Source organism: Subtercola endophyticus, from assembly GCF_021044565.1.
Lineage (GTDB): Bacteria > Actinomycetota > Actinomycetes > Actinomycetales > Microbacteriaceae > Subtercola > Subtercola endophyticus.
This window is the reverse complement of the sequence record NZ_CP087997.1, coordinates 4162527-4182286: the sequence shown is the minus strand read 5'-3', so window position 1 is coordinate 4182286 and position 19760 is coordinate 4162527. Positions and strand designations below refer to the sequence as shown.

The following is a 19760-nucleotide window of genomic DNA, read 5'->3' as shown; positions in this document are numbered from 1 at the left end:
CCATCGCTGCCCGTAATCTCGGGCGTTGCGGGAGGCCCGGGTGTTAGGCTCGCCTTACTAGATCATGTACAAACGCGCGTGGTCTCTGTGAGAAAGGGCCATTCTTGAGCTACATCAGATCTGCTGCCTTCGCAGACACGGGTTATGTCGTGCTGGATTCGTACGATCAGTCGAAAGATCCCGCAGAGTGGCTCGACCTCGAGTACGTCGACTGGAAGTCGTCGGGAGACACGCGTTTCGCCCCGCTCGCCAGCGCGTTCGGCGAGATGGAGTGCAACGGATTCTGGAACCACACTCCCCCGCGCACCGACAAAGACGGGGTCTGGGTGCAGGCCAATGTCGAGAAGGCGCCGATTCTGAAGGCGCGCGCCGAAGAGCCGGGAGCGAACATCGGGCGTTCTCGCGTGATCGAGCTGCAGCCCAACGACTATGTCAATGCCATCTACAACTTGCATCAGGATGACAACAATCGGCTGAATCCCGACGGCACGGGGTGGATCGTGCGGGGCTTCTTCAACCTCAGCGACGACCCTGACTCGTTGTTGATCTTGCGCGAAGACCGGTTCGACCCGGCGACAGAGGTACGCATCCCGTTGCCCGCCGGCACGCAGGTCATCGTCGACACGCAGCGGTTCTGGCACGCGGTGTGGCAGGTCGGGCCCTCGCCTCGGTACTGCCTCATCACGTCGTGGACCTCCGGCCCTGAGCTCGACGCGTACATCGAGAAGTACCACGGGGCGCCGCAGAAGTCCCAGCCTGCGCTCGATGCGCAGGTCGTCGAAGACGCCCAGAACGAGGTGAAGCGCCGGCTTGCCGAGCGCGCGGCGACACTGGCCGCACAGGGCAAGCGGGCCAGCGGCAAGGCGTTCGTCGAAGAAGACGACTTCGAGGACTGACTTCTCCACAACCACGCACCGCGGCCTTCTCTGCACAACTCGGGGCGTCGGCCTCACGGTGTCGGTGGCCGCACCTATCGTTGAGGCATGCCCACAAAGCCGATCTCCAACTTCAAGTGCACCGAGTGCGGGTGGACGACCCCTCGTTGGGCCGGCCGCTGCGGTGAGTGCCAGTCGTGGGGAACCGTCGTCTCGGCACTCGAGAGCGCCGCGACCGCCGGGCAGGTGAAGGCCGTGAAGGTCGACGAAGGAAGCATCGCCCGGCCCATCACCGAGATCGACACCGACGCGACCACACACTGGGCGACCGGTATCGGCGAATTCGATCGTGTGCTGGGCGGCGGTCTGGTGCCCGGGGCGACCATCCTGTTGTCGGGTGAACCGGGGGTGGGCAAGTCGACCCTGCTGCTCGAAGTTGCGGCGCGAGCCGCTCAAGAGCATCTGCGGGTGCTGTACGTCAGCGCCGAAGAGTCCGTCGGGCAGATCAAGATGCGCGCCGACCGAACCCAATCGCTCTCACCCACGCTCATGCTCGCGGCCGAAACAGACCTCGCCACCATTCTCGGGCAGATCGACGCGGTGATGCCGCACCTCGTCATCGTCGACTCCGTGCAGACCGTCGCGAACTCGGCGCTCGACAGTGGGGCGGGCAGCCCCGCTCAGGTGCGCGCGGTCGCGTCGGCACTGATTCGGGTGGCGAAAGAGCGCGCACTGCCGATTCTGCTGGTGGGGCACGTCACCAAAGACGGCAACATCGCCGGGCCTCGCGTTCTCGAGCACCTCGTCGACGTGGTCTGCCAGTTCGAAGGCGACCGCCAGACCGCACTGCGGTTCGTTCGCACGCTGAAGAACCGGTTCGGGCCCACCGATGAGGTCGGGTGTTTCGAGATGACGGGGGCGGGCATCCGTGAGGTGAGCGACCCGAGCGGGTTGTTCCTCAGTAACGCCGTCGAGCCGACCACCGGAACCTGCGTCACGATCGCGCTCGAGGGCCGGCGCGCGCTCCCCGTCGAGGTGCAGGCGCTGGTGATCACGACGAATGCCCCGAACCCGCGACGGGTCACCAACGGTGTCGACTCGTCACGAGTGTCGATGCTGCTCGCCGTTCTCGAACGGCGACTCAAGCTGAAGCTCTCCGACAAAGACGTCTACGTCTCCACCGTCGGCGGCGTGAAACTCGTCGAGCCGGCCGCCGATCTGGCGATCGCACTCGCCATCGCGTCTGCGTACAGCGACAGCCCCATGCCCAGCGGCTTCGTCGCCTTCGGCGAGATCAGCTTGGCGGGCGAGGTACGTCAGGTCACGTCGTCGGCGCTGCGAGCGACCGAGGCGCGCCGTCTCGGTTTCGGCGACGTTCTGGGGCCTCACGAGACGCAGATCAAGCCGGCGTTCCACCGAGCATTCGGCACGGCGCCCCGCCTCACCGCGACCAACCCGGGTGCGGCGCCCCGCACTCCCGCGGGCGGCGCGAGTGCGGCGTCGCGCCTTCCCGGGGGCGGCCCGGGTGCTGCGCCCAGACAGGCGGCGAAGCCTGCAGAGCACTCGGTCGACGGCGACAAGACGTTCGCCTCCGGGCCTGCGCCCGCGGCGCCCGCGGCGCCCGCGGCACCCAAGGCGCCCACGCCGCCTTCTGCGATCGGCGGGCCGAATCCCGGTCACCGGTCCGCCCGTGAATCCGCGAGGCGATCGGGTAGGCGACTCGATGACGGCGTGCCCTTCCTCCGTTCCGCCGCCGAGGGTGTGGCCGATGCCAAGAGGCGCGCCCGCGCCGAGTTTCGTGACAGCATCGACCAAAGCCTCCCCACCTCCTCAGACCCGAGCGCGCGCCGTGATCACCCGAGCTTCGGGCAGGGCAACGGCGTCGCACGACGTCAGGGGCAGGGCGACGGTCAGGGCCGGCGTGACGGCGACGGTCAGGGTGACGGCGTCGGTCAGGTTCGGCGCGACGGCGGTGCATCTGAGAGCCACGCACCTGCGACGCCCGCCCGAGACGCGGGCTCTCGCGCAGCGGAACGATGGGGTGTTCCCGCGTCCGACCCCGAGCTCCCGCCTCAAGGCTGACCCTGCATCGGCTCTCCACACCCGACCACATCCCGACGTGCGCGTCAGGCCGGCGCGATCGAACAGGTCGCCTAACGGGCAGGTCACCTAACGGGTAGCGATGCCCGCTGGACCGACATGGGCGGGCCGGTGCTCGCACGCTGCCGCCCGCACAGTAGGCCCGCACGCTGGCCTACCCGCACAGTAGGCCCGCACTCTTGCCCGCACGCACAGTAGGGTCCGCACTCTGGCCCACCCGCACAGCAGGGTCCACACTCTGGCCCACCCGCACAGCAGGGTCCACACTCTGGCCCACCCGCACAGCAGGTCCACACTCTGGCCCGCCCGCGCCCCGGCCACCCCCACGGGCCAAACATCCCACCACTTGCACACTCTCGGGCGGCACACACTCCGCAGCCGCGCCCGCCGGCGTGAATTCAGAGGAGAATCCGCAGGCGTGAGCTGCTATTCGCCCCACGCCATCGAAATCTCCTCCGTTTCACCGGCTCCGGCGCGGTCACACGTGCGGAACGAAGGCCTGCCACGCGAGGCGGCGCGAAGCGCGCGGATCGTGCTCGACGCGGTCGTACGCGTCGATGATGAGCGTCTGGCGGGTCTGTTCGTCGTAACGGGGCCATCCGCCGAAGGCCGCCGTCGTCGATTCGGGCGTCTGCTCATCGCCTCCCGCGGCACGCACGCTGAGCCCGCCGCTACGGCTGCCATTCACGACGCGCGTGCCGGCCGAAGTCCTGACGCTGCTGCCGCGTGTGCCGATGGAAGTCCCACTACCGTCATCGCTCTCGCCGGCCTGAGTCCCGACACTGCTCGCGTCATCGGCCGCGCCACCGCCCGAGCGACCCCGGGCACCCGCTCCGCCGCCACCGTTCGGGTCGCCCAAGCCGGCCGAGTCGCCCGAGCCACCGGAGCCAGCCACGCCACCTCCCGCGCGACCCGGGGCACCCACTCCGCCGCCACCGTTCGGGTCACCCAAGCCGGCCGAGTCACCCAAGCCACCCGAGTCACCCAAACCACCCGAGCCGGCCGAGTCACCCGAGCCACCGTTCGGGTCGCCCGAGTACGCGAACGCACCCCAATACCGCCGCATACGAGCGCCCGTGCGCACAAACGCGCGGCGACCGCCGAGCAGCGTCATGGTGCGCCCGAACGTTCCGCCCATGCGGTCGAACAGCGCGAAGAGCTCGAGTCCGTGGGTCGCATCGAAGCCGGCCAGGCGCACCAGGCGCGGCGCGATGTCGAAACGATAGAAGTACACCGGCGCGAATCGCGAGTGCCGCTCGGCGACCTTCACCGTCGGGTACCAGAACGCGTAGTCGCCCCCGAAGTCATGAGCCGCGCGCTTGGCAGGCAGTCCCGGATACTCAGCCTTGATCGCCTTGCGCGCCTTCTTCTTCGTCTTGGCGAAGATCGCCCGAATGCGCTTGGGCGTGGTTGCCAGAATGTCGAGCCGGCCGGTGAAGAGGGCTCCCTCGCGGTCGTTCGTGCCGATGATGAGGGGCACCGGATGCGCGCGTCCCGCCTTGAACGCATCGAGCGGCCGCTCCGGCAGAAAGTCGCCGTCGATGACCGGGCACAGGGCGATGGTTCCGGGGTCGTCGTCGGGCGCGCTCACGGTGAGGGAATCCGTCGCCCTGATCAGGTCGCGCCAGCTCGCCGTGACGAGCATCTCGCCCGCCTCCTCGGCGGAGGTGTTCTCGACACTGTCATTCGACACGCGCTCGCTCAGCAGCTCGACGAATTGTGCGGCCCACGCCTGTGTCAGGTCTGGCGGATACACAGCATTCGTCGGCGAACTCTGCGCAATCGCCCGCGCAAAGAGACCGGATGCCCGGGGCACGGTCATCAGCGTCGTCACCGCGTTGGCGCCCGCCGACTCGCCGAACAGCGTCACGCGGTCGGGGTCGCCCCCGAACATCCGGATGTTCGCCTGAACCCACTCGAGCGCCGCAACGCAGTCTTTCAGGCCGAGGTTGTTCTCGATCATCCGTTCGGCCGTCGAGTAGGCCGTGAAGTCGAGAAAGCCGAGGGCTCCGAGCCGGTAGTTGATCGAGACGTAGACGATGTTCGCCTCGCGCGCGAGAGTGTCGCCGTTGTGCGGAACCTCGGCCGACGACCCCACGCTGTACGCGCCGCCGTGGATGAACACCATCACGGGCAGCAGGGCCGGCTCGGGATCGCCGCTGTCGGCGGGCGCCCGCGTGCCGCCGTCAGCACCACGCTCGTCACCGCTCGTTCGCGCCCGGCGCGCCGGCGTCGGGCGCACCGGGCGCGCCGGGCGCACGACGTTCAGGGTGAGGCAGTCTTCGCTCATCGGAGCGTTCTTCGCCGCCCCGATGAAGTTTCCTTCGCGCGACTGCGGCGAAACGGCGCCGAACTGGCGCGCATCCCGAACGCCGCGCCACGACAGGGGCGGTTGAGGGGCACGGAATCGCAGCTCGCCGACAGGCGGCGCCGCATACGGAATGCCGCGCCACGTCTCGATTCCCCGCTCGCGCGCGCCGCGCAGAGCGCCCTGCGTTATGGTGATGTCGAGAGTTGCGGCCACCGGCGAGCGAGACAGGGTCGACATGCCTTGATCGTATCCCGCTGGGATTAACGGCGAGGGCGCAGCTACTCGAGGATGAACTGGGCCGACTGCGCCGACGCGATTCCGTCGACGCTCACCGAGAGGTGGTAGGCCGCCCCACCGGCCGGAACAGCCGGCGGCGAGGTAGAGGCGCAGGAGTCTTTCGACGAGCGGGTGCGGTTCCAGGCGAACGGTGTCGACGTGATGGTCTTACCCGGCTCGAGCATGGCGAGTGTATCGGTGGCACCCGTTTGACAGTCCGTCGAGAGCCAGTAGGTCTCGGTTCCGCTGGTGATCGTATAGACCTGCTGCGACGTTCCGGCGTTGATCGTGCAGGGCTGCGAACCGGTGTTGACGATGCTGAACGAGAGCATGGGCAGGTTGCCGCTGGAGTAGTCGTTCGCGTCGGTGATGGCCGTCACCGTGATGTTTCCGGCCGCGCAGGCAGCGGATCCGTCGGCGGGGGTCTCGCTCGCGGCGGGGGCCGGGGCATCCGTCGCCGCTGCGCTCGGGGCAGCGCTGGGCGTCGCGCCGGCGTCGCCCGCACCCGTGCCCGCGCTGCCCGCGCCCGTGCCGCTCGCCGCGGGCGCCGGGGTCGCGGCACCCAGAGCCCCGGCGGAATCCGTCGCGCCCGGCGTCGCCGTCGCGGGGGCCGCCGTCTCGGCCTTGCCCGACCCCGGTCGCAGGATGACCAGCAGCACCACCACGATCACCGCGAGCACTCCCAGCAGCACGACCAGGCGGCGCCGGCGGTACACCTTCTGCGATACCCGGCGTCGCGGAGGCTGCGTGGCGGACATACATCCAGGCTACCCAGCCCGCGCACCCTCCCCCGTGATCGACATGGCTCCTCGCCCCACCCCGCCCCTCAACTTTCGGCGCCTTCCCAGCTTGCGCCCGAGATCGACTTTGTGAAAAAGCCCCTTCCCGCGCGGTTTTGGGGGCTTTTTCGCAAAGTCGATCCCAACCACGGAGAGGGAGGGAGAGAGAGAGAGAAAGAGGGGGGTCAGCCTACGGCGTTGGCGGCGGAGAGGCGGGTCACGGCCTGGCGCGCAGCGGCGGCGGAGGTGGCGGTGACCGCCACGCGGGCGAGTTCTTGCGCCTCGGCGAGGGTGTGGCGCGAGAGTTCGGCGCGAACATCCGCCAGTGCCGCCGGCGTCATCGAGAGCGTGGTCACGCCGAGCCCCACCAGCACCACCGCGAGCAGCGGATCCGCCGCCGCCTCGCCGCACACGCCCACGGGCTTCGACGCGTCGCGCCCGGCGCGCCCGATCATGCCGACGAGCCGCAGCACCGCGGGATGCCACGGATCTTGCAGGTTCGCGACCGACCCCAGCAAGCGGTCGGCGGCCAAGGTGTACTGCGTGAGGTCGTTGGTTCCGATGCTCACGAAGTCGGCGATGTCGAACACCTGGTCGGCGACGACCGCGAGCGAGGGCACCTCGGCCATCACCCCGGCGACCCGAACGCCCAGCTCGCGGGCCAGCGAGACGAAGTACTCCGTGTCGTCGTAGTCGGCCACCATCGGCGCCATCACCCAGACCTCGACCGTGTTCGCGGGCTGTTCTGAGGAGGCCAGAGCTTCGGCCGCATCCACTTTCTCGTCACCGAATTCGAGGCTGCCGAGATCGCTGGCGGCCTGCACCTGAACAGGCGCAGTGTCGGGCGCGAAACCGTTGACACGCGCCTCGGCGATGGCCAGAGCGGTGAGCTGGTCGCGCAGAATCTGCTCACTCGCCCGCAGGGCACGGATGCCCCGCAGCCCCAGCGCCGGATTCTCTTCTTTTTCGTCGTTCAGAAAGCTGAGCGGCTTGTCTGCGCCCGCATCGAGCACGCGAACGACGACCTTTTTGCCCACGAAGGCCCGCAGCATCCGCTCGTATTCGGCGACCTGCGTCTCGACCGAGGGAGCCTCCGTCGCGTCGAGAAACAAGAACTCGGTGCGAAAGAGCCCGACGCCCTCGGCGCCGAGTGCGACAGCTTCTTCGGCTCCGTCGGCCGAGCCGAGGTTGGCCAGCAGCGGCACCAGCGTTCCGTCGGCGAGCGCACCCGCGCTCAGCGGAGCCGCAGCGACGGCCGCTCGCGCAGCGATCGCGGCACGGGCTTCGGCGAGGTCGTCGTCGGTGGGCTGAGTGTTGACGGTTCCGCTGCCGGCATCGAGCACGACGAATGTGCCGTCAGCGAGTTCTTCGGCGCCGCCCACGCCGACGATCGCCGGAATCGACTTCGACCGCGCAAGAATCGCTGTGTGCGAAGTGGGGCCGCCTTCGCGTGTGATGAGCCCGATGACCTTCGTCAGATCGAGCAGCGCGGTGTCGGCGGGCGCGAGGTCATGGGCGACCAGGATGAACGGGGTCTCCGACTCGGGAACGCCCGGCGCCTGCACGCCCCGCAGCCGAGCGATGATGCGCTGCGAAACGTCGTCGAGATCGGTCGCCCGCTCGGCCATGTAGCCGCCCATTTGCAGCAACAGGTCGCGAAAGCCCGCAAAGGCTTCATACACCGCGCGATCGGCCGACTTACGATCGCCCAACCTCACCTGAATGTCGTCGGCGATGGTCGGGTCTTGCGCCATCAGCGCCTGGGCGTTGAGCACGTCTTGGGCTTCTCCGCCGGCAGCAGCGCCCCGTGCCTCGAGATCGGCTGCGACGTGGGCGAGCGCCTCGTGAATTCGCGCGAACTCGGCAGACGGCGACGCGTCGCTCGGCTCGTCGGTCGGCTCGGCGAGGGGTTCGGGCATCCTGAGCGTGGGCCCGACTGCAGAACCACGACCGACTCCTACGCCTTGCAACAGCATGGTGAAGCTCCTTACCTGCGTCACCCACATTAGTGCGCGGAATGCATCCTGCGCGATGTCGTCGGCTGCTGATATTCTCTCAAGAACCGATCAAGGAGATCTTTCATGCCGAACACGAGCCCCATCGGGCTGGGCCGCCGCATCGTGCTGCGCCTGGTCACCGCGCTCGTCACGGCGTTCTACGGCGTGTACCGACTCCACCCGGTGTTGTGGCGGTTCACCGCGAGGCACTACCAGCCGTCGTTCGAACGCTTCGCGCGCGTGAATGCATGGATGATCGCGCAGCAGGCCTATCTCGACGTTCCGGCCTATCGGCGGTACCTCGACGAGAGCGGATTCCGGCCTCGGTTCGGGTTTCGCTGGTGGAACCTCAGCGCGTTCCGGCCCACGTCGAAAAAAGACTACGTCGACCGCTTCAGCGAAGACGACCGCTGCTGGGGCGGATCCATCGTCACCGTCGGAACCGTCGTCGACGAGTCGAGCGGTTCGAGCGGAACGCCGTACAACTGGATGCGCTCGAAAGACGAGCTGCGAACCGTGCACGCCAACGTGGCGGGCTACATCACTCTGCTCTTCGGGTCGCGACGGCTGTTCTGCATCAACGCGTTCTCGATGGGAGCGTGGGCGACCGGCACCAACACCGGGCTCGCCATGTCGAAGGTCGCCATGGTGAAGAACACCGGCCCCGACATCGAGAAGATCGTCGACACCCTGAAGCACTTCGGCCCCTCGTATACGTATCTCATCAGCGCGTATCCGCCGTTTCTGAAGCATCTGCGAGACCGGCTCGATGCCGAGGGCTTCGACTGGGACGCTTACGAGCTCAACGGCTTCGTGGGCGGCGAGGCACTCACCGAGGGGCTGCGCGACTACCTCGAGCAACGGTTCGCCCGGGTGTATTCGGGGTACGGAGCGTCTGACCTCACCATCGGAATGGCGGGTGAGAGCGACCTGTCGGTGTGGCTGCGGCGAAGTCTCGTGGCCAACACCGACCTGCGTGCGCGGGTTCTGGGGCCCGACGAAGACCGAACACCCATGATCTTTCAGTACAACCCGCTCGAGACGTACCTCGAGACCACGGCCGAGGGCGAGCTGCTCGTCACGCTGAACTCGACCGCCATCATGAGCCCGAAGGTGCGTTACAACATCGGTGACGAGGCGCGGCTGGTCTCGTTTCCCGACATGAGCGGCTACGTGGCCGCGTTTCCGCGGCTGGCGCTGGCCTTCGAGCGGGCGTTCGCCTCGCAGCGCATGAAGCTGCCGTTCGTTCTGCTCTTCGGGCGCAAAGACTCCACGATCTCGTACATGGGGGCGAATATCTATCCGCTCGACGTCGAGAACGGGCTCTACCTCGACAATCCGTATGCCGCCGAGATCGAGTCGTTCAAGCTCAGCCTGCTCGACATCGGCGAACTCGAGCAGCGGCCGGTCATCCATCTGCAGTTGCGCCCCGGCGCCACTCTGGCTCCGGATGCCCGGGCAGACCTCCGGGCCCGCTCCGCCGCCGGCGTGCTTCGACACCTCGCGAGCGTTTCGCGCGACATCGCCCAGTCTCTCGCCGAAGACGCCAGCACGGCCGACGTGCGCATCGAGCTGCACGACCACGGCACCGGCGTCTTCGCAGGCACCTCGAGCAAGATCAAGAACGTGTACCTCGTGACGAGTGGTGAGGCGGCGGCCGGGGCCGCGGGTGGCGACAGCTGATGCGCACCACCGACTTTTCGAAGGCACCGAAGCAGGCAGGCGCCCGAGCGCTTGTCGTGGTGGAGTTCGGTGCCGCGGCAGGCGCCCGATCGGGCGTTCTTGTCGGCCGAGCGGCACGCGAGAACCGTGAACAAGACGGAAACTCCGGAGTCTTCGGCATGAATACGGGCACACCCTGGTTTTCGCGACAGTCAGCTAAGGCTTCTGGCGAGATTCCGAGCGCCCCGGGGTACGTGTGGCATAAGACGTTCTGGCGGGGCCCGAAGCACGGCGCCATCGTCTTCTTCGATACCGTCGCGAACGCAGAGGCCTACCGCGATGCGGCATCGAGCTTCTCCGAGAGCACCAGGCTGCTCGTCGCCGAGCCGAGCGGTTACAGCAACGGGGTCTGGCGCGCCGAGGGCAACGTGATGGCGCACATCGAGCACTTCACCCCGACCTCGGTCGAAGCCGCCCGCGGCACGACTCCCCCGCTCGTCGCGACACCCGCAGTGCCCGAACATCCTCATCGAGCTGCGGATTCGGGTGGGTCGCGGCGCTCCGCACCGGCACAAACTCGTAGCTCGACGGCGGCTGCGGCTGCGGCTGCGGCTGCGAAGCCAGCACCCGCACGGGCAGGCACGACGACATCCACGGCGGTCGGCGAAGACGGGCGACCTGTCACCGACGCCACGGCGATGTTCGTCGGTGCCACGAAGTACCGCGGCCCCCGAGCGCTTCTGACGCTGTCGCGCACCTGGTACCCGATGGTCGCGCGTTTGCAGACGCTGCACGGCTATGTGTGGCACACGGTCTACTGGCAACCTCCGTTCACGCTCGGTACCCTCGCGTTCTTCGCCACGCGCGACGACCTGCTGGCCTTCGCGCGGCTTCCCGCGCACCGCGCCCTCATGCAATGGATCACCCGCGACACCAAGAACGGCACGGGCGGCTACATCCGCCTGCACACCGCTCCCCCTGTGCCCGAGGCGAGCGGGGAGGTGGATCCATGACGCTGACCGTCGAGCGCGTGACGGGCGAGGCGTCGCTGCGCGAATTCATCGAGCTTCCGCTGCGGCTGTGGCCGGCCGACCTCTATGTGCCACTACTGGAGTCGAGCATCCGGTCGTGGTTCACGGGCGCGAGCCCGCATCCGGAGCCCATCGAGCTCGTCGTCGTGCGCGATTCCGGCGACACGGGCCACGCGAGCGCGACGGCCGGCGGAGACGGCGGCGGTAGCAACGACGCGAGCCACGCGAGCGCCCCGGCAGGCGAAGACAGCGGCGGCGGCCGGGTGGTCGCGCGCAGCACCGTGCACACCGACCGCCGTCTCGACGAGAAACTCGGCGAGAAACTGCTGCTGTTCGGAGCGACCGAGTTCGAAGACGACGCCGCAGCCCAGGCGCTGTTCGCCCACCTTGAAGCACGGGCCACCGAGGCCAGCGCTTCAGCACTCTTCGGGCCGGTGTCGCTGTTGCCGAACCAGTCCGGCGGCGTCATCACTTCGGGGTTCGACCAGCGCGGATTCGTCGACTCCGCGTGGAATCCCGTCTGGGTGCCTTCGGTGTACGAGTCCGCAGGCTTTGAGCGCTGGGGCGAGGCCGACACCTTCATCGTGCGCCCCGGCCGGCTCTCCGATGCCCCGCGCAGACCCTCGTTGGACGAGTGGCAGGCGGCCGGGGTGCGCCTCGAATACGGCTCGAAACGCCGCATGCGCACGCTCATCCCCGAGCTGCTCGAGCTGTTGAACGCCTCGTTCGCGCAACTGCCCTACTACACGCAGATCACTGCCGCCGAAATGTCCGCGGCCACCGATGGTCTGGCGTTCTTGCTCGACGAGCGGCTTCTGCTGTTGGCACGGGATGCCCGTTCCCACCGGGCGACCGCGTTCGTGTTGGTCATTCCCGACATCACCGAATTCGTGCAGAAGGTGCGCGGCCGGCTCAGCCTGCCGCGCCAGCTGCAGTTGCTCGCGACGCGCGCGCGGTACCGGCGTGAGGCGGTGCTGGTGATTCAGGGAACGGATCCGCCTCGGCAGGGGCAGGGCATCCTGAGCCTGCTCACGCGGCAACTGCAGCACAACCTGCGCGAGCGCGGGTACTCCGCCCTGCGCAGCACCTACATCGATCGCGACAACCCGGCTTCGGCGGCCGCGTTCACGCGGTTCGGCGGCCGCCCGTTACAGGCGTACACGTTCTATCGAAAGGCCGTGCCGAGGGCTGCCGATAGCCCGACCACGCCCAACGAGGAGGTCACTTCGTGAACGATGATCTGAACGCGGTCGGCGACATGCGAGCGCTGCTCGACGACCTGGTGCTGCTTGCCAGCCGCTCTCCGTCGCCGCACAATACGCAGCCGTGGTCGCCGCGTGTTGTGGGGTCGGTCGGCAGCGGGTCGGCAGGCCGCACCGCGGCAGTAGGCACTTCGGCGGGAGGCCGCAGCGCGGCAGTAGGCACTTCGGCGGCAGGCCGCACCGCGGCAGTAGGCACCTGGGCGGTTGGCCGCGAGGCCGGTCGCATCGAGCCAGCCGCAGCCGGCGCGGTTGCTGACCTGGCCGTCGAGGTCGCCGTCGTTCCGAGCCGCACGCTTCCGGCGGGCGATCCGAGCTTTCGCGACGTCGTGCTCTCGCTCGGCGCCTGGATCGAGAGCTTCAGCATCGGCGCGGCCGCGCGCGGACACGACGCCGTCGTCGAGACGCTCCCTGCGCTCTCGCTGCTCCAAGAACTGCCGATCAGCGGGCGCGCCGACCCCGCGAGGCCCGTGTTCCGCGTGCGTCTGGTGCCTCGAGTGGATGCCTGTGGCGGTGCCGATTCCGCCTCTCCGAGCGCGGACGCCACCACGCCGCCGCCCACCCCACCCGCACCCCCCACCCCCCCAGCACCCGTCACCCCACTCCTACCCTTCACACCCCCAGAACCCTTCACACCCCAAGCACCCGTCTCCCTACTTGCACCCTTCACGCCAGACGACGTGCGCCAGCGGGCGGTCTATCGGGGTCGACTCGCCGGGCATCCGGAGACCTGGAACGACCTCAGCGACGTCGACCTGCCGCCGTGGCTCTCGTTGCGGCGACTCGACGACCGGGCCATGGCGTACCTCAGCCGGCTCGGCATCGCCTTCACCGCGTCGCGGCGCAGCGTGGCTCGCGAGCTGCTGCAGTGGTTGCGGCTCGATCCGCGGCATCCCCGCTACCGGCTCGACGGCATGACCGACGTGATGCTGGGCATCCCGGGCCCGCTCGCGCGCGTCGCGGCACCGGCGACGCGCCGTGTCGGCCTGCGCGACCCGGTGCTGGCCCTCGCAGGCATCATCGGGCGGGGCGCCGAGTCGCTCGAACGCGCGCGCAGCCTGCGCCCGCTTGCCCTCTCGCTCTCCGAGAGCTCGACCGAGTCGCCGACGCACCTGGTGCTCGTGGCGAATGCCCGCCTCGCGGCCGCCGACGACACCACTCGCATCACCGCCGCGATGGACAGCCGCATCGGCGTCTCTGAACCGGATGCCCTGCAGGCCGGTCGCGCCCTGCAACGCCTGTGGCTGCACGCCCACACCCGCGGGCTCTCGGTGTCGCCGCACTCCGAACTCATCGATTCTCCGCTGGCTCACGGGCTGCTGCGCAAACGCCTCTCTCTCGGCCGCAGCGATGTGGCGCTCTCGGTGTTCAGCGTCGGAGTCGCCGTCGGCGACGTTCCGCGCTCCCCGCGGCTGACCGACCCGCAGCCTCACGACGCACACGGTGCCGGCGGCAGGCACTGATGATGCTCGTCGTGCGGGAGACTCGGGCCCCACGATCGTGTAGTCCGCCCACCACGGCCCTCGCCCCTCACCACGATCGTGCTCGCGAGTCGGCGAGATGACCCCGATTCCGCTGCGCGTGCGCGCCTGGGGCTGGTTCATGGACCGCTTCGACTCGATGCACATCGCCACCATGAGCCCGACCGACATCGCGCACAACCAGACCATGCAGCACGTGCCGGCGCCCCTTCGCCGGCTGCTTTTCGGCGCGCGCGATCGGCGAGTGGCAGTGGATGATCGAACCCTCCCACCCGCGCCGGGCAGCACCACGGGCATCCCGATCCGCATCTACCGGCCCCGCCTCGCTCCGTCGCCGCGAACCTCGCGCGCCGGCGCCACAACCCCAAACCCGGGCATCGGCGCTGGCACCGGCACCGGCACCGGCACCGACACTGCCACCAGCACCACACCCTCAGGCAGCCTCCCCATCGCCCTCTACCTTCACGGCGGCGGCTGGACCCTTTTCGGCGCACTCGACATGTGCGACTGGCTGCCGTCGCGGGTGGCCGCCGAGCTCGGAGCGATCGTCGTCGCCGTCGACTATCGTCTGGCCCCGCAGCATCCGTTTCCCGCCGCCGTCGACGACTGCCAGGCCGCCCTCGACTGGGTTTCGGCCAACGCCACGGCGCTTGGAGCCGACCCTGCGCGGCTCGCCGTGTTCGGAGACAGCGCCGGAGGCAACCTCGCCGCCGTACTCAGCCTGCTCGCCCGCGATGACGCGGACTCAGCGGCAGCAGCAACAGCAACGTCCACGTCCACGCCACCGCCACCGGAGGCCACGCGTGGCCTCTCGCCCGGCGCCGCCGCCCCGCGCATCGCGGCCCAGGCGCTCATCTACCCCGTCACAGACACCGTGCTCGACGACGCCTCTATGCGAGCGAACGCCCACAGCCCGGTATTGCACCAGGCCGACATGGCCGCCTTCTTCGACTACTACCTCGGCCCCGATGCCACGTCGGCCGCGAGAGTGGATGCCCGCGCTGCCCCCGCACGAGCATCCACTTTCGCGAACCTGCCTCCGGCGCTCGTGCAGCTCGGCGCCCATGACGTGTTGCACGACCAAGGCCTTTCGTACGCTCGTCAATTGGGCGCAGATGGCACCGAAGTCACGGTGATCACCTACCCTGAGGCTCCGCACGGCTGGGTGACGTATCCGGGCATCCTGCGGGTGGCCACTCGCGCCGCAGACGACCTGGTGGAGTTCTTGCGTCGGCACCTCGGGTGAGCGGTGCCGCCGGCCCGGGCAGGCGCATTAGCGCGCGCAAGCACCTCAGCCGCCGCCACCCCGGGCACGCGCATTAGCCCTCGCGCGCCTCAGCCCGCGCAGACACCTCAGCCCACCGGCACCTCAGCCCGCACGCGCCTCAGCCCAGCGGCAGGCTCGACTCCGCCACCGTCTGGTTGTCATCGCGGAAAGAGAACCACGCCTGCACACGCTCGCCGGCGAGCACCCGCGGCAACCAGAACCGCGCGTCGTGCCACATCTCGTCGAATGGCAGCTCGTCGACGGCAAACCACTCCGGAGCGAGCTCGTCAGACGCTTCCGGCGAGCCCGACCACTCTTCGCCCACAAATACGGTCGAATTCTGGCTCCACGCGCTTCGGAACGGAAACTCGTACTCGAGCCGCCCCGCCTCCCGAAGCGACGAAGGCGGCACCCGGATGCCCGTTTCCTCCGCCACCTCGCGCACGATGGCCTCGAGCGGGCTCTCGCCGTGCTCCACCTTGCCCCCGGGGCCGACGATCTTGCCGAGGCCCAGCCCGGTGCGTTTACGCCCCAGCAGAACCTCGCGGCGGCCATCCGGCCTGGTGCGCGTGAGGTAGCACACGCACACCTCGTATCCGGACACAGCCCGCGCCCCTCCGGGCCTCAGAGGTGCTTCAGCATGCGCGTGTTGCCGAGAGTGTTCGGTTTCACGCGGGCGAGGTCGAGAAACTCGGCGACGCCTTCGTCGGGCGAGCGCACCAGTTCGGCGTACACCTCGGGATCGACGAGCGAGAGCGGAGAGGCGATGAACCCGTGGCGCTCGAAGAACGGCACCTCGAACGTGAGGCAGAACAGTCGCGAGAGGCCCAAGTCTCGAGCATCCTGTTCGATCGCGTTCAGCAGTGCGTGCCCGACCCCCCGGCCGAGCCAGGCCTCGTCGACCGCGAGAGTGCGAACCTCGCCGAGGTCTTCCCAGAACACGTGTAAGGCGCCGCAGCCGATCGGGGTTCCGTCTGCGTCGACGGCGATGCGGAACTCCTGCACGGCCTCGTAGAAGACCACGGAATCTTTGCCGAGCAGAATGCGCTGCTGCACCAGAGGTTCGACGAGGCGCTGAATCCACGGCACATCAGACGTGCGGGCGCGTCGCACCGTGATCGACCCAGTTGCGGGGCGAGCGGCGGACACGTCAGGAGTGGTCATCCCTCCATCCTCCCAGCCCGCCCCCATTTGACGAAAACCGGCCCGGCAGGTCACGCGCATCGAGTTGCTGATCCTCACCTTCGATCGCTAGCGATCGCGCCTTCGCAGCCACCGCACGGTGTTGCTCGCACGGCCGCATCAACCGCATCAACCGCGTCGCGCGGTAGTTCGGCGCCCTCGGCGGTAGTTCGGCGCCCGCGCGGTAGTTCGAACCACCGCGGGAGCGCCAAACCACCGCACACCTACCGAAGTACCGCCGCAACCGCACAGGCGACGGCACGCAAAAGGGGCCGACCACCGAAGTGGCCGACCCCTTTCGAACTACTGCACCGCGGGCATCCGGATGCCCGCATCGCGCGCTACCCGAATTACTCGCGCGACTCGAACTACCCGAGCAGCGCGAACTACTCGAGCGACGCGAGCTACTCGAGCGACGCGAACTACTCGACGATCGTCGCCGTACCCGCACCTGCCTCGGCGACGTCGCCCGCCGTGATGGCGGCCAGCGGCTCGGGCGAGGTGGTGAGGAAGGTGAACTCCCCGTCGACGAAGTCGGTGTAGATGTGGTCGCCCGCGTTGAGGTCACCCGTGAGGATGCGCTCAGACAGCCGGTCTTCGACCTCATTCTGCATCGCACGACGCAGCGGACGAGCACCGAGCGACGGGTCGAACCCGACCTGGATGAGGCGCTCCTTCGCCGCGAGCGACAGCTCGATGGTGAGGTCGCGATCCATCAGGCGGTCGCGAAGGCGGCCGATGAACAGATCGACGATCTGCAGAAGCTCCGACTGCGACAGCTGCGGGAACACGATGGTGTCGTCGACGCGGTTCAAGAACTCGGGCTTGAAGTGCTTCTTCAGCTCTTCGTTGACCTTGCCCTTCATGCGGTCGTACGACGTGGACGTGTTCGTCTGCGACTGGAAACCGATCGGCGAACCCGTGATGTCTTTCGTACCGAGGTTGGTGGTCATGATGATCACGGTGTTCTTGAAGTCGACCACGCGGCCCTGGCCGTCGGTCAGACGACCCTCTTCGAGTACCTGCAGCAACGAGTTGAAGATATCCGGGTGAGCCTTCTCGATCTCGTCGAACAGCACCACGCTGAACGGCTTGCGGCGCACCTTCTCGGTGAGCTGGCCGCCCTCTTCGAAGCCGACGAACCCGGGAGGGGCACCGAACAGGCGCGAAACGGTGTGCTTCTCGCCGTACTCCGACATGTCGAGCGAGATGAGCGCGCCCTCGTCGTCGAACAAGAACTCGGCGAGCGCCTTGGCGAGCTCGGTCTTACCGACACCCGTGGGGCCAGCGAAGATGAACGAGCCCGAGGGGCGCTTCGGGTCTTTCAGGCCCGACCGCGTGCGGCGGATCGTGCGCGAGAGAGCCGCGATGGCCTCTTCTTGCCCGATGACACGCTCGTGCAGCGCCTTCTCCATGAACATGAGGCGAGAGGACTCTTCTTCGGTGAGCTTGAACACCGGGATGCCCGTGGCCTGAGCTAGAACCTCGGCGATCAGCCCCTCGTCGACGATGCCCGACGACTTGACGTCGCCCGACTTCCACTTCTTCTCTAGGCGCAGACGCTCGCCGAGCAGGTTCTTCTCTTCGTCGCGCAGCGAGGCTGCCTTCTCGAAGTCCTGCTCCTCGATCGCGGCCTCTTTACGACCGCGAACCAGCGCGATGCGCTCGTCGAACTCGCGCAGCTCCGGCGGGGCCGAGAGAATCGAGAGGCGCAGGCGTGCGCCGGCCTCGTCGATCAGGTCGATGGCCTTGTCGGGAAGGAAGCGGTCGGAGACGTACCGGTCGCTGAGGTTCGCCGCGGCCACGATGGCGCCATCGGTGATCGACACCTTGTGGAACGCCTCGTACTTGTCGCGCAGGCCCTTCAAGATGTTGATGGCGTGAGGCAGCGACGGCTCCGCGACCTGAATCGGCTGGAACCGGCGCTCAAGAGCTGCATCTTTCTCGAAGTGCTTGCGGTACTCGTCGAGCGTGGTCGCACCGATGGTCTGCAGCTCACCGCGGGCGAGCAGCGGCTTGAGAATCGAGGCAGCATCGATGGCACCCTCGGCAGCACCCGCACCGACGAGCGTGTGGATCTCGTCGATGAACGTGATGATGTCACCGCGGGTGCGAATCTCCTTGGTGACCTTCTTCAGACGCTCTTCGAAGTCACCGCGGTAGCGGCTGCCGGCGATGAGCGAACCGAGGTCGAGCGTGTAGAGCTGCTTGTCTTTCAGCGTCTCGGGAACGTCACCGCGAACGATCGCCTGCGCGAGGCCCTCGACCACAGCGGTCTTGCCGACGCCCGGCTCACCGATGAGAACCGGGTTGTTCTTCGAACGGCGCGACAAGATCTGCATGACGCGCTCGATCTCTTTCTCGCGCCCGATGACCGGGTCGAGCTTGTTGTCGCGAGCAGCCTGCGTGAGGTTGCGCCCGAACTGGTCAAGAATCTGCGACCCCTTGTCGGGAGCCTGGTCATTGCCTCCCACAGCAACCGCCTCCTTGCCTTGGTAACCCGAGAGAAGCTGAATGACCTGCTGGCGCACGCGGTTGAGGTCGGCGCCGAGCTTCACGAGAACCTGGGCTGCGACGCCCTCGCCCTCGCGAATGAGACCGAGCAGAATGTGCTCGGTACCGATGTAGTTGTGGCCGAGCTGCAGAGCCTCGCGAAGCGAAAGCTCGAGCACCTTCTTGGCACGCGGCGTGAACGGGATGTGCCCGGTCGGCTGCTGCTGGCCTTGGCCGATGATGTCTTGCACCTGCTCGCGCACAGCGTCGAGCGAGATGCCGAGCGACTCGAGCGCCTTGGCGGCGACCCCTTCGCCCTCGTGGATGAGACCGAGCAGAATGTGCTCGGTACCGATGTAGTTGTGGTTGAGCATCTTGGCCTCTTCTTGGGCCAAAACGACGACGCGACGGGCTCGGTCTGTAAATCTCTCAAACATGCGCACTCCTTCGGTACCGGGGCAGAAGCGGTATCCGGTACATAAAGGTTAACGACACCGGTGCGCTGAGGTGGCTCTGTTCGCCCTCGGCATACAGGCCAAATCGGATGCCCGATCATCCACTCGCCCGCAGGCGCCCAGCCGAAGCGGCCGATGTGCTCGCGCGCGACTCAGAACAGCGGCGTACCCTCGTACCGCGCTGAGCCGAAGCCGAGCACCGGAAACCCCACGAACGGAAACAGCCACAGCCCGAACGCGCCGAAGAGCACACCCTTGCCGAACGACGCGGCGACGTCGAGAACGATCACGATGTACACCACGACATTCACCAGCGGAATGATGAACAGCAGCAGCCACCAGCCCGACCGCCCCGTGATCTTGATCAGCGTGTACAGGTTGTAGACCGGGATGATCGCGGCCCAGCCGTGGCGCCCCGCCTTCTGAAACGTGACCCACATGCCCACGATGGTGAGCAGCCCGAGCAGCAGACCGATGACCTGGCCGGTGGTCTGCCCCGGGTTGGATGCACCCCCAGCGGCCTCGACGACCTGGCGGGCGAGAACGATTGCGTCATGACTCTGCACGGTTCCTCACAGTACCCGAGCCGCGC

13 protein-coding genes and 1 pseudogene are annotated in these 19760 nt (G+C 68.0%); 7 read left to right on the top strand and 7 right to left on the bottom strand.

What is annotated here, in order from left to right:
* The first annotated feature begins 104 nt into the window (after positions 1 to 104).
* Together LQ955_RS19370 and radA are read left to right on the top strand one after the other, a co-directional pair.
* Complete coding sequence (locus LQ955_RS19370; RefSeq protein WP_231026097.1) at positions 105 to 896, top strand: hypothetical protein; 792 nt, start codon at positions 105 to 107, stop codon at positions 894 to 896.
* A gap of 87 nt (positions 897 to 983) precedes the next feature.
* Positions 984 to 2309, top strand: a pseudogene (radA, locus tag LQ955_RS19365) (DNA repair protein RadA); the annotation flags it as partial.
* A 1144-nt stretch (positions 2310 to 3453) separates the two neighbouring features.
* Here the strand turns inward: radA and LQ955_RS19360 are convergent.
* The 3 genes from LQ955_RS19360 to LQ955_RS19350 all read right to left on the bottom strand — a co-directional run bounded on the left by LQ955_RS19360 (position 3454) and on the right by LQ955_RS19350 (position 8317).
* Positions 3454 to 5523 carry a carboxylesterase/lipase family protein gene (locus LQ955_RS19360; protein ID WP_231026096.1) on the bottom strand — a complete coding sequence of 690 codons (2070 nt, stop codon included), beginning with the start codon at positions 5521 to 5523 and terminating at the stop codon, positions 3454 to 3456.
* A 41-nt stretch (positions 5524 to 5564) separates the two neighbouring features.
* Positions 5565 to 6320, bottom strand: a complete 756-nt coding sequence (locus tag LQ955_RS19355) for a hypothetical protein (RefSeq protein ID WP_231026095.1) — start codon at positions 6318 to 6320, stop codon at positions 5565 to 5567.
* 206 nt (positions 6321 to 6526) lie between these two features.
* Positions 6527 to 8317 (bottom strand): phosphoenolpyruvate--protein phosphotransferase, encoded by a 1791-nt coding sequence (locus LQ955_RS19350; protein WP_231026094.1) that lies wholly within the window; start codon positions 8315 to 8317, stop codon positions 6527 to 6529.
* 105 nt (positions 8318 to 8422) lie between these two features.
* Here LQ955_RS19350 and LQ955_RS19345 point away from each other — a divergent pair, with 105 nt between their 5' ends.
* The 5 genes from LQ955_RS19345 (at position 8423) to LQ955_RS19325 (ending at position 15017) form a co-directional block, all read left to right on the top strand.
* Entirely contained in the window at positions 8423 to 10021 is a 1599-nt protein-coding gene (locus LQ955_RS19345) for a phenylacetate--CoA ligase family protein (protein WP_231026093.1), read from the top strand.
* The gene (locus tag LQ955_RS19340; RefSeq protein ID WP_231026092.1) at positions 10021 to 11013 is read left to right on the top strand and encodes a hypothetical protein; all 993 of its coding nucleotides are present in this window, start codon (positions 10021 to 10023) and stop codon (positions 11011 to 11013) included. Before LQ955_RS19345 ends, LQ955_RS19340 begins: the two co-directional genes overlap by 1 nt.
* Complete coding sequence (locus tag LQ955_RS19335; RefSeq protein ID WP_231026091.1) at positions 11010 to 12263, top strand: GNAT family N-acetyltransferase; 1254 nt, start codon at positions 11010 to 11012, stop codon at positions 12261 to 12263. Before LQ955_RS19340 ends, LQ955_RS19335 begins: the two co-directional genes overlap by 4 nt.
* Positions 12260 to 13753, top strand: a complete 1494-nt coding sequence (locus tag LQ955_RS19330; RefSeq protein ID WP_231026090.1) for a hypothetical protein — start codon at positions 12260 to 12262, stop codon at positions 13751 to 13753. The genes LQ955_RS19335 and LQ955_RS19330 overlap by 4 nt, the downstream gene beginning before the upstream one ends.
* Positions 13754 to 13850: 97 nt before the next feature.
* A complete protein-coding gene (locus LQ955_RS19325) occupies positions 13851 to 15017 on the top strand; it encodes an alpha/beta hydrolase (protein WP_231026089.1) in 1167 nt (388 codons plus the stop codon).
* Between the two features lie 139 nt (positions 15018 to 15156).
* Here the strand turns inward: LQ955_RS19325 and LQ955_RS19320 are convergent, their stop codons facing one another.
* From LQ955_RS19320 to LQ955_RS19305, 4 genes are all read right to left on the bottom strand, one after another.
* Positions 15157 to 15642 (bottom strand): 8-oxo-dGTP diphosphatase, encoded by a 486-nt coding sequence (locus LQ955_RS19320; RefSeq protein ID WP_231026088.1) that lies wholly within the window; start codon positions 15640 to 15642, stop codon positions 15157 to 15159.
* Positions 15643 to 15662: 20 nt separating this feature from the next.
* The gene (locus LQ955_RS19315; protein ID WP_231026087.1) at positions 15663 to 16202 is read right to left on the bottom strand and encodes an amino-acid N-acetyltransferase; all 540 of its coding nucleotides are present in this window, start codon (positions 16200 to 16202) and stop codon (positions 15663 to 15665) included.
* Positions 16203 to 16642: 440 nt separating this feature from the next.
* On the bottom strand, positions 16643 to 19150 hold the full coding sequence (locus LQ955_RS19310; RefSeq protein WP_231026086.1) for an ATP-dependent Clp protease ATP-binding subunit: 2508 nt from the start codon (positions 19148 to 19150) through the stop codon (positions 16643 to 16645).
* A gap of 170 nt (positions 19151 to 19320) precedes the next feature.
* Positions 19321 to 19734 (bottom strand): DUF5684 domain-containing protein, encoded by a 414-nt coding sequence (locus tag LQ955_RS19305; protein ID WP_231026085.1) that lies wholly within the window; start codon positions 19732 to 19734, stop codon positions 19321 to 19323.
* Positions 19735 to 19760 lie beyond the last annotated feature (26 nt).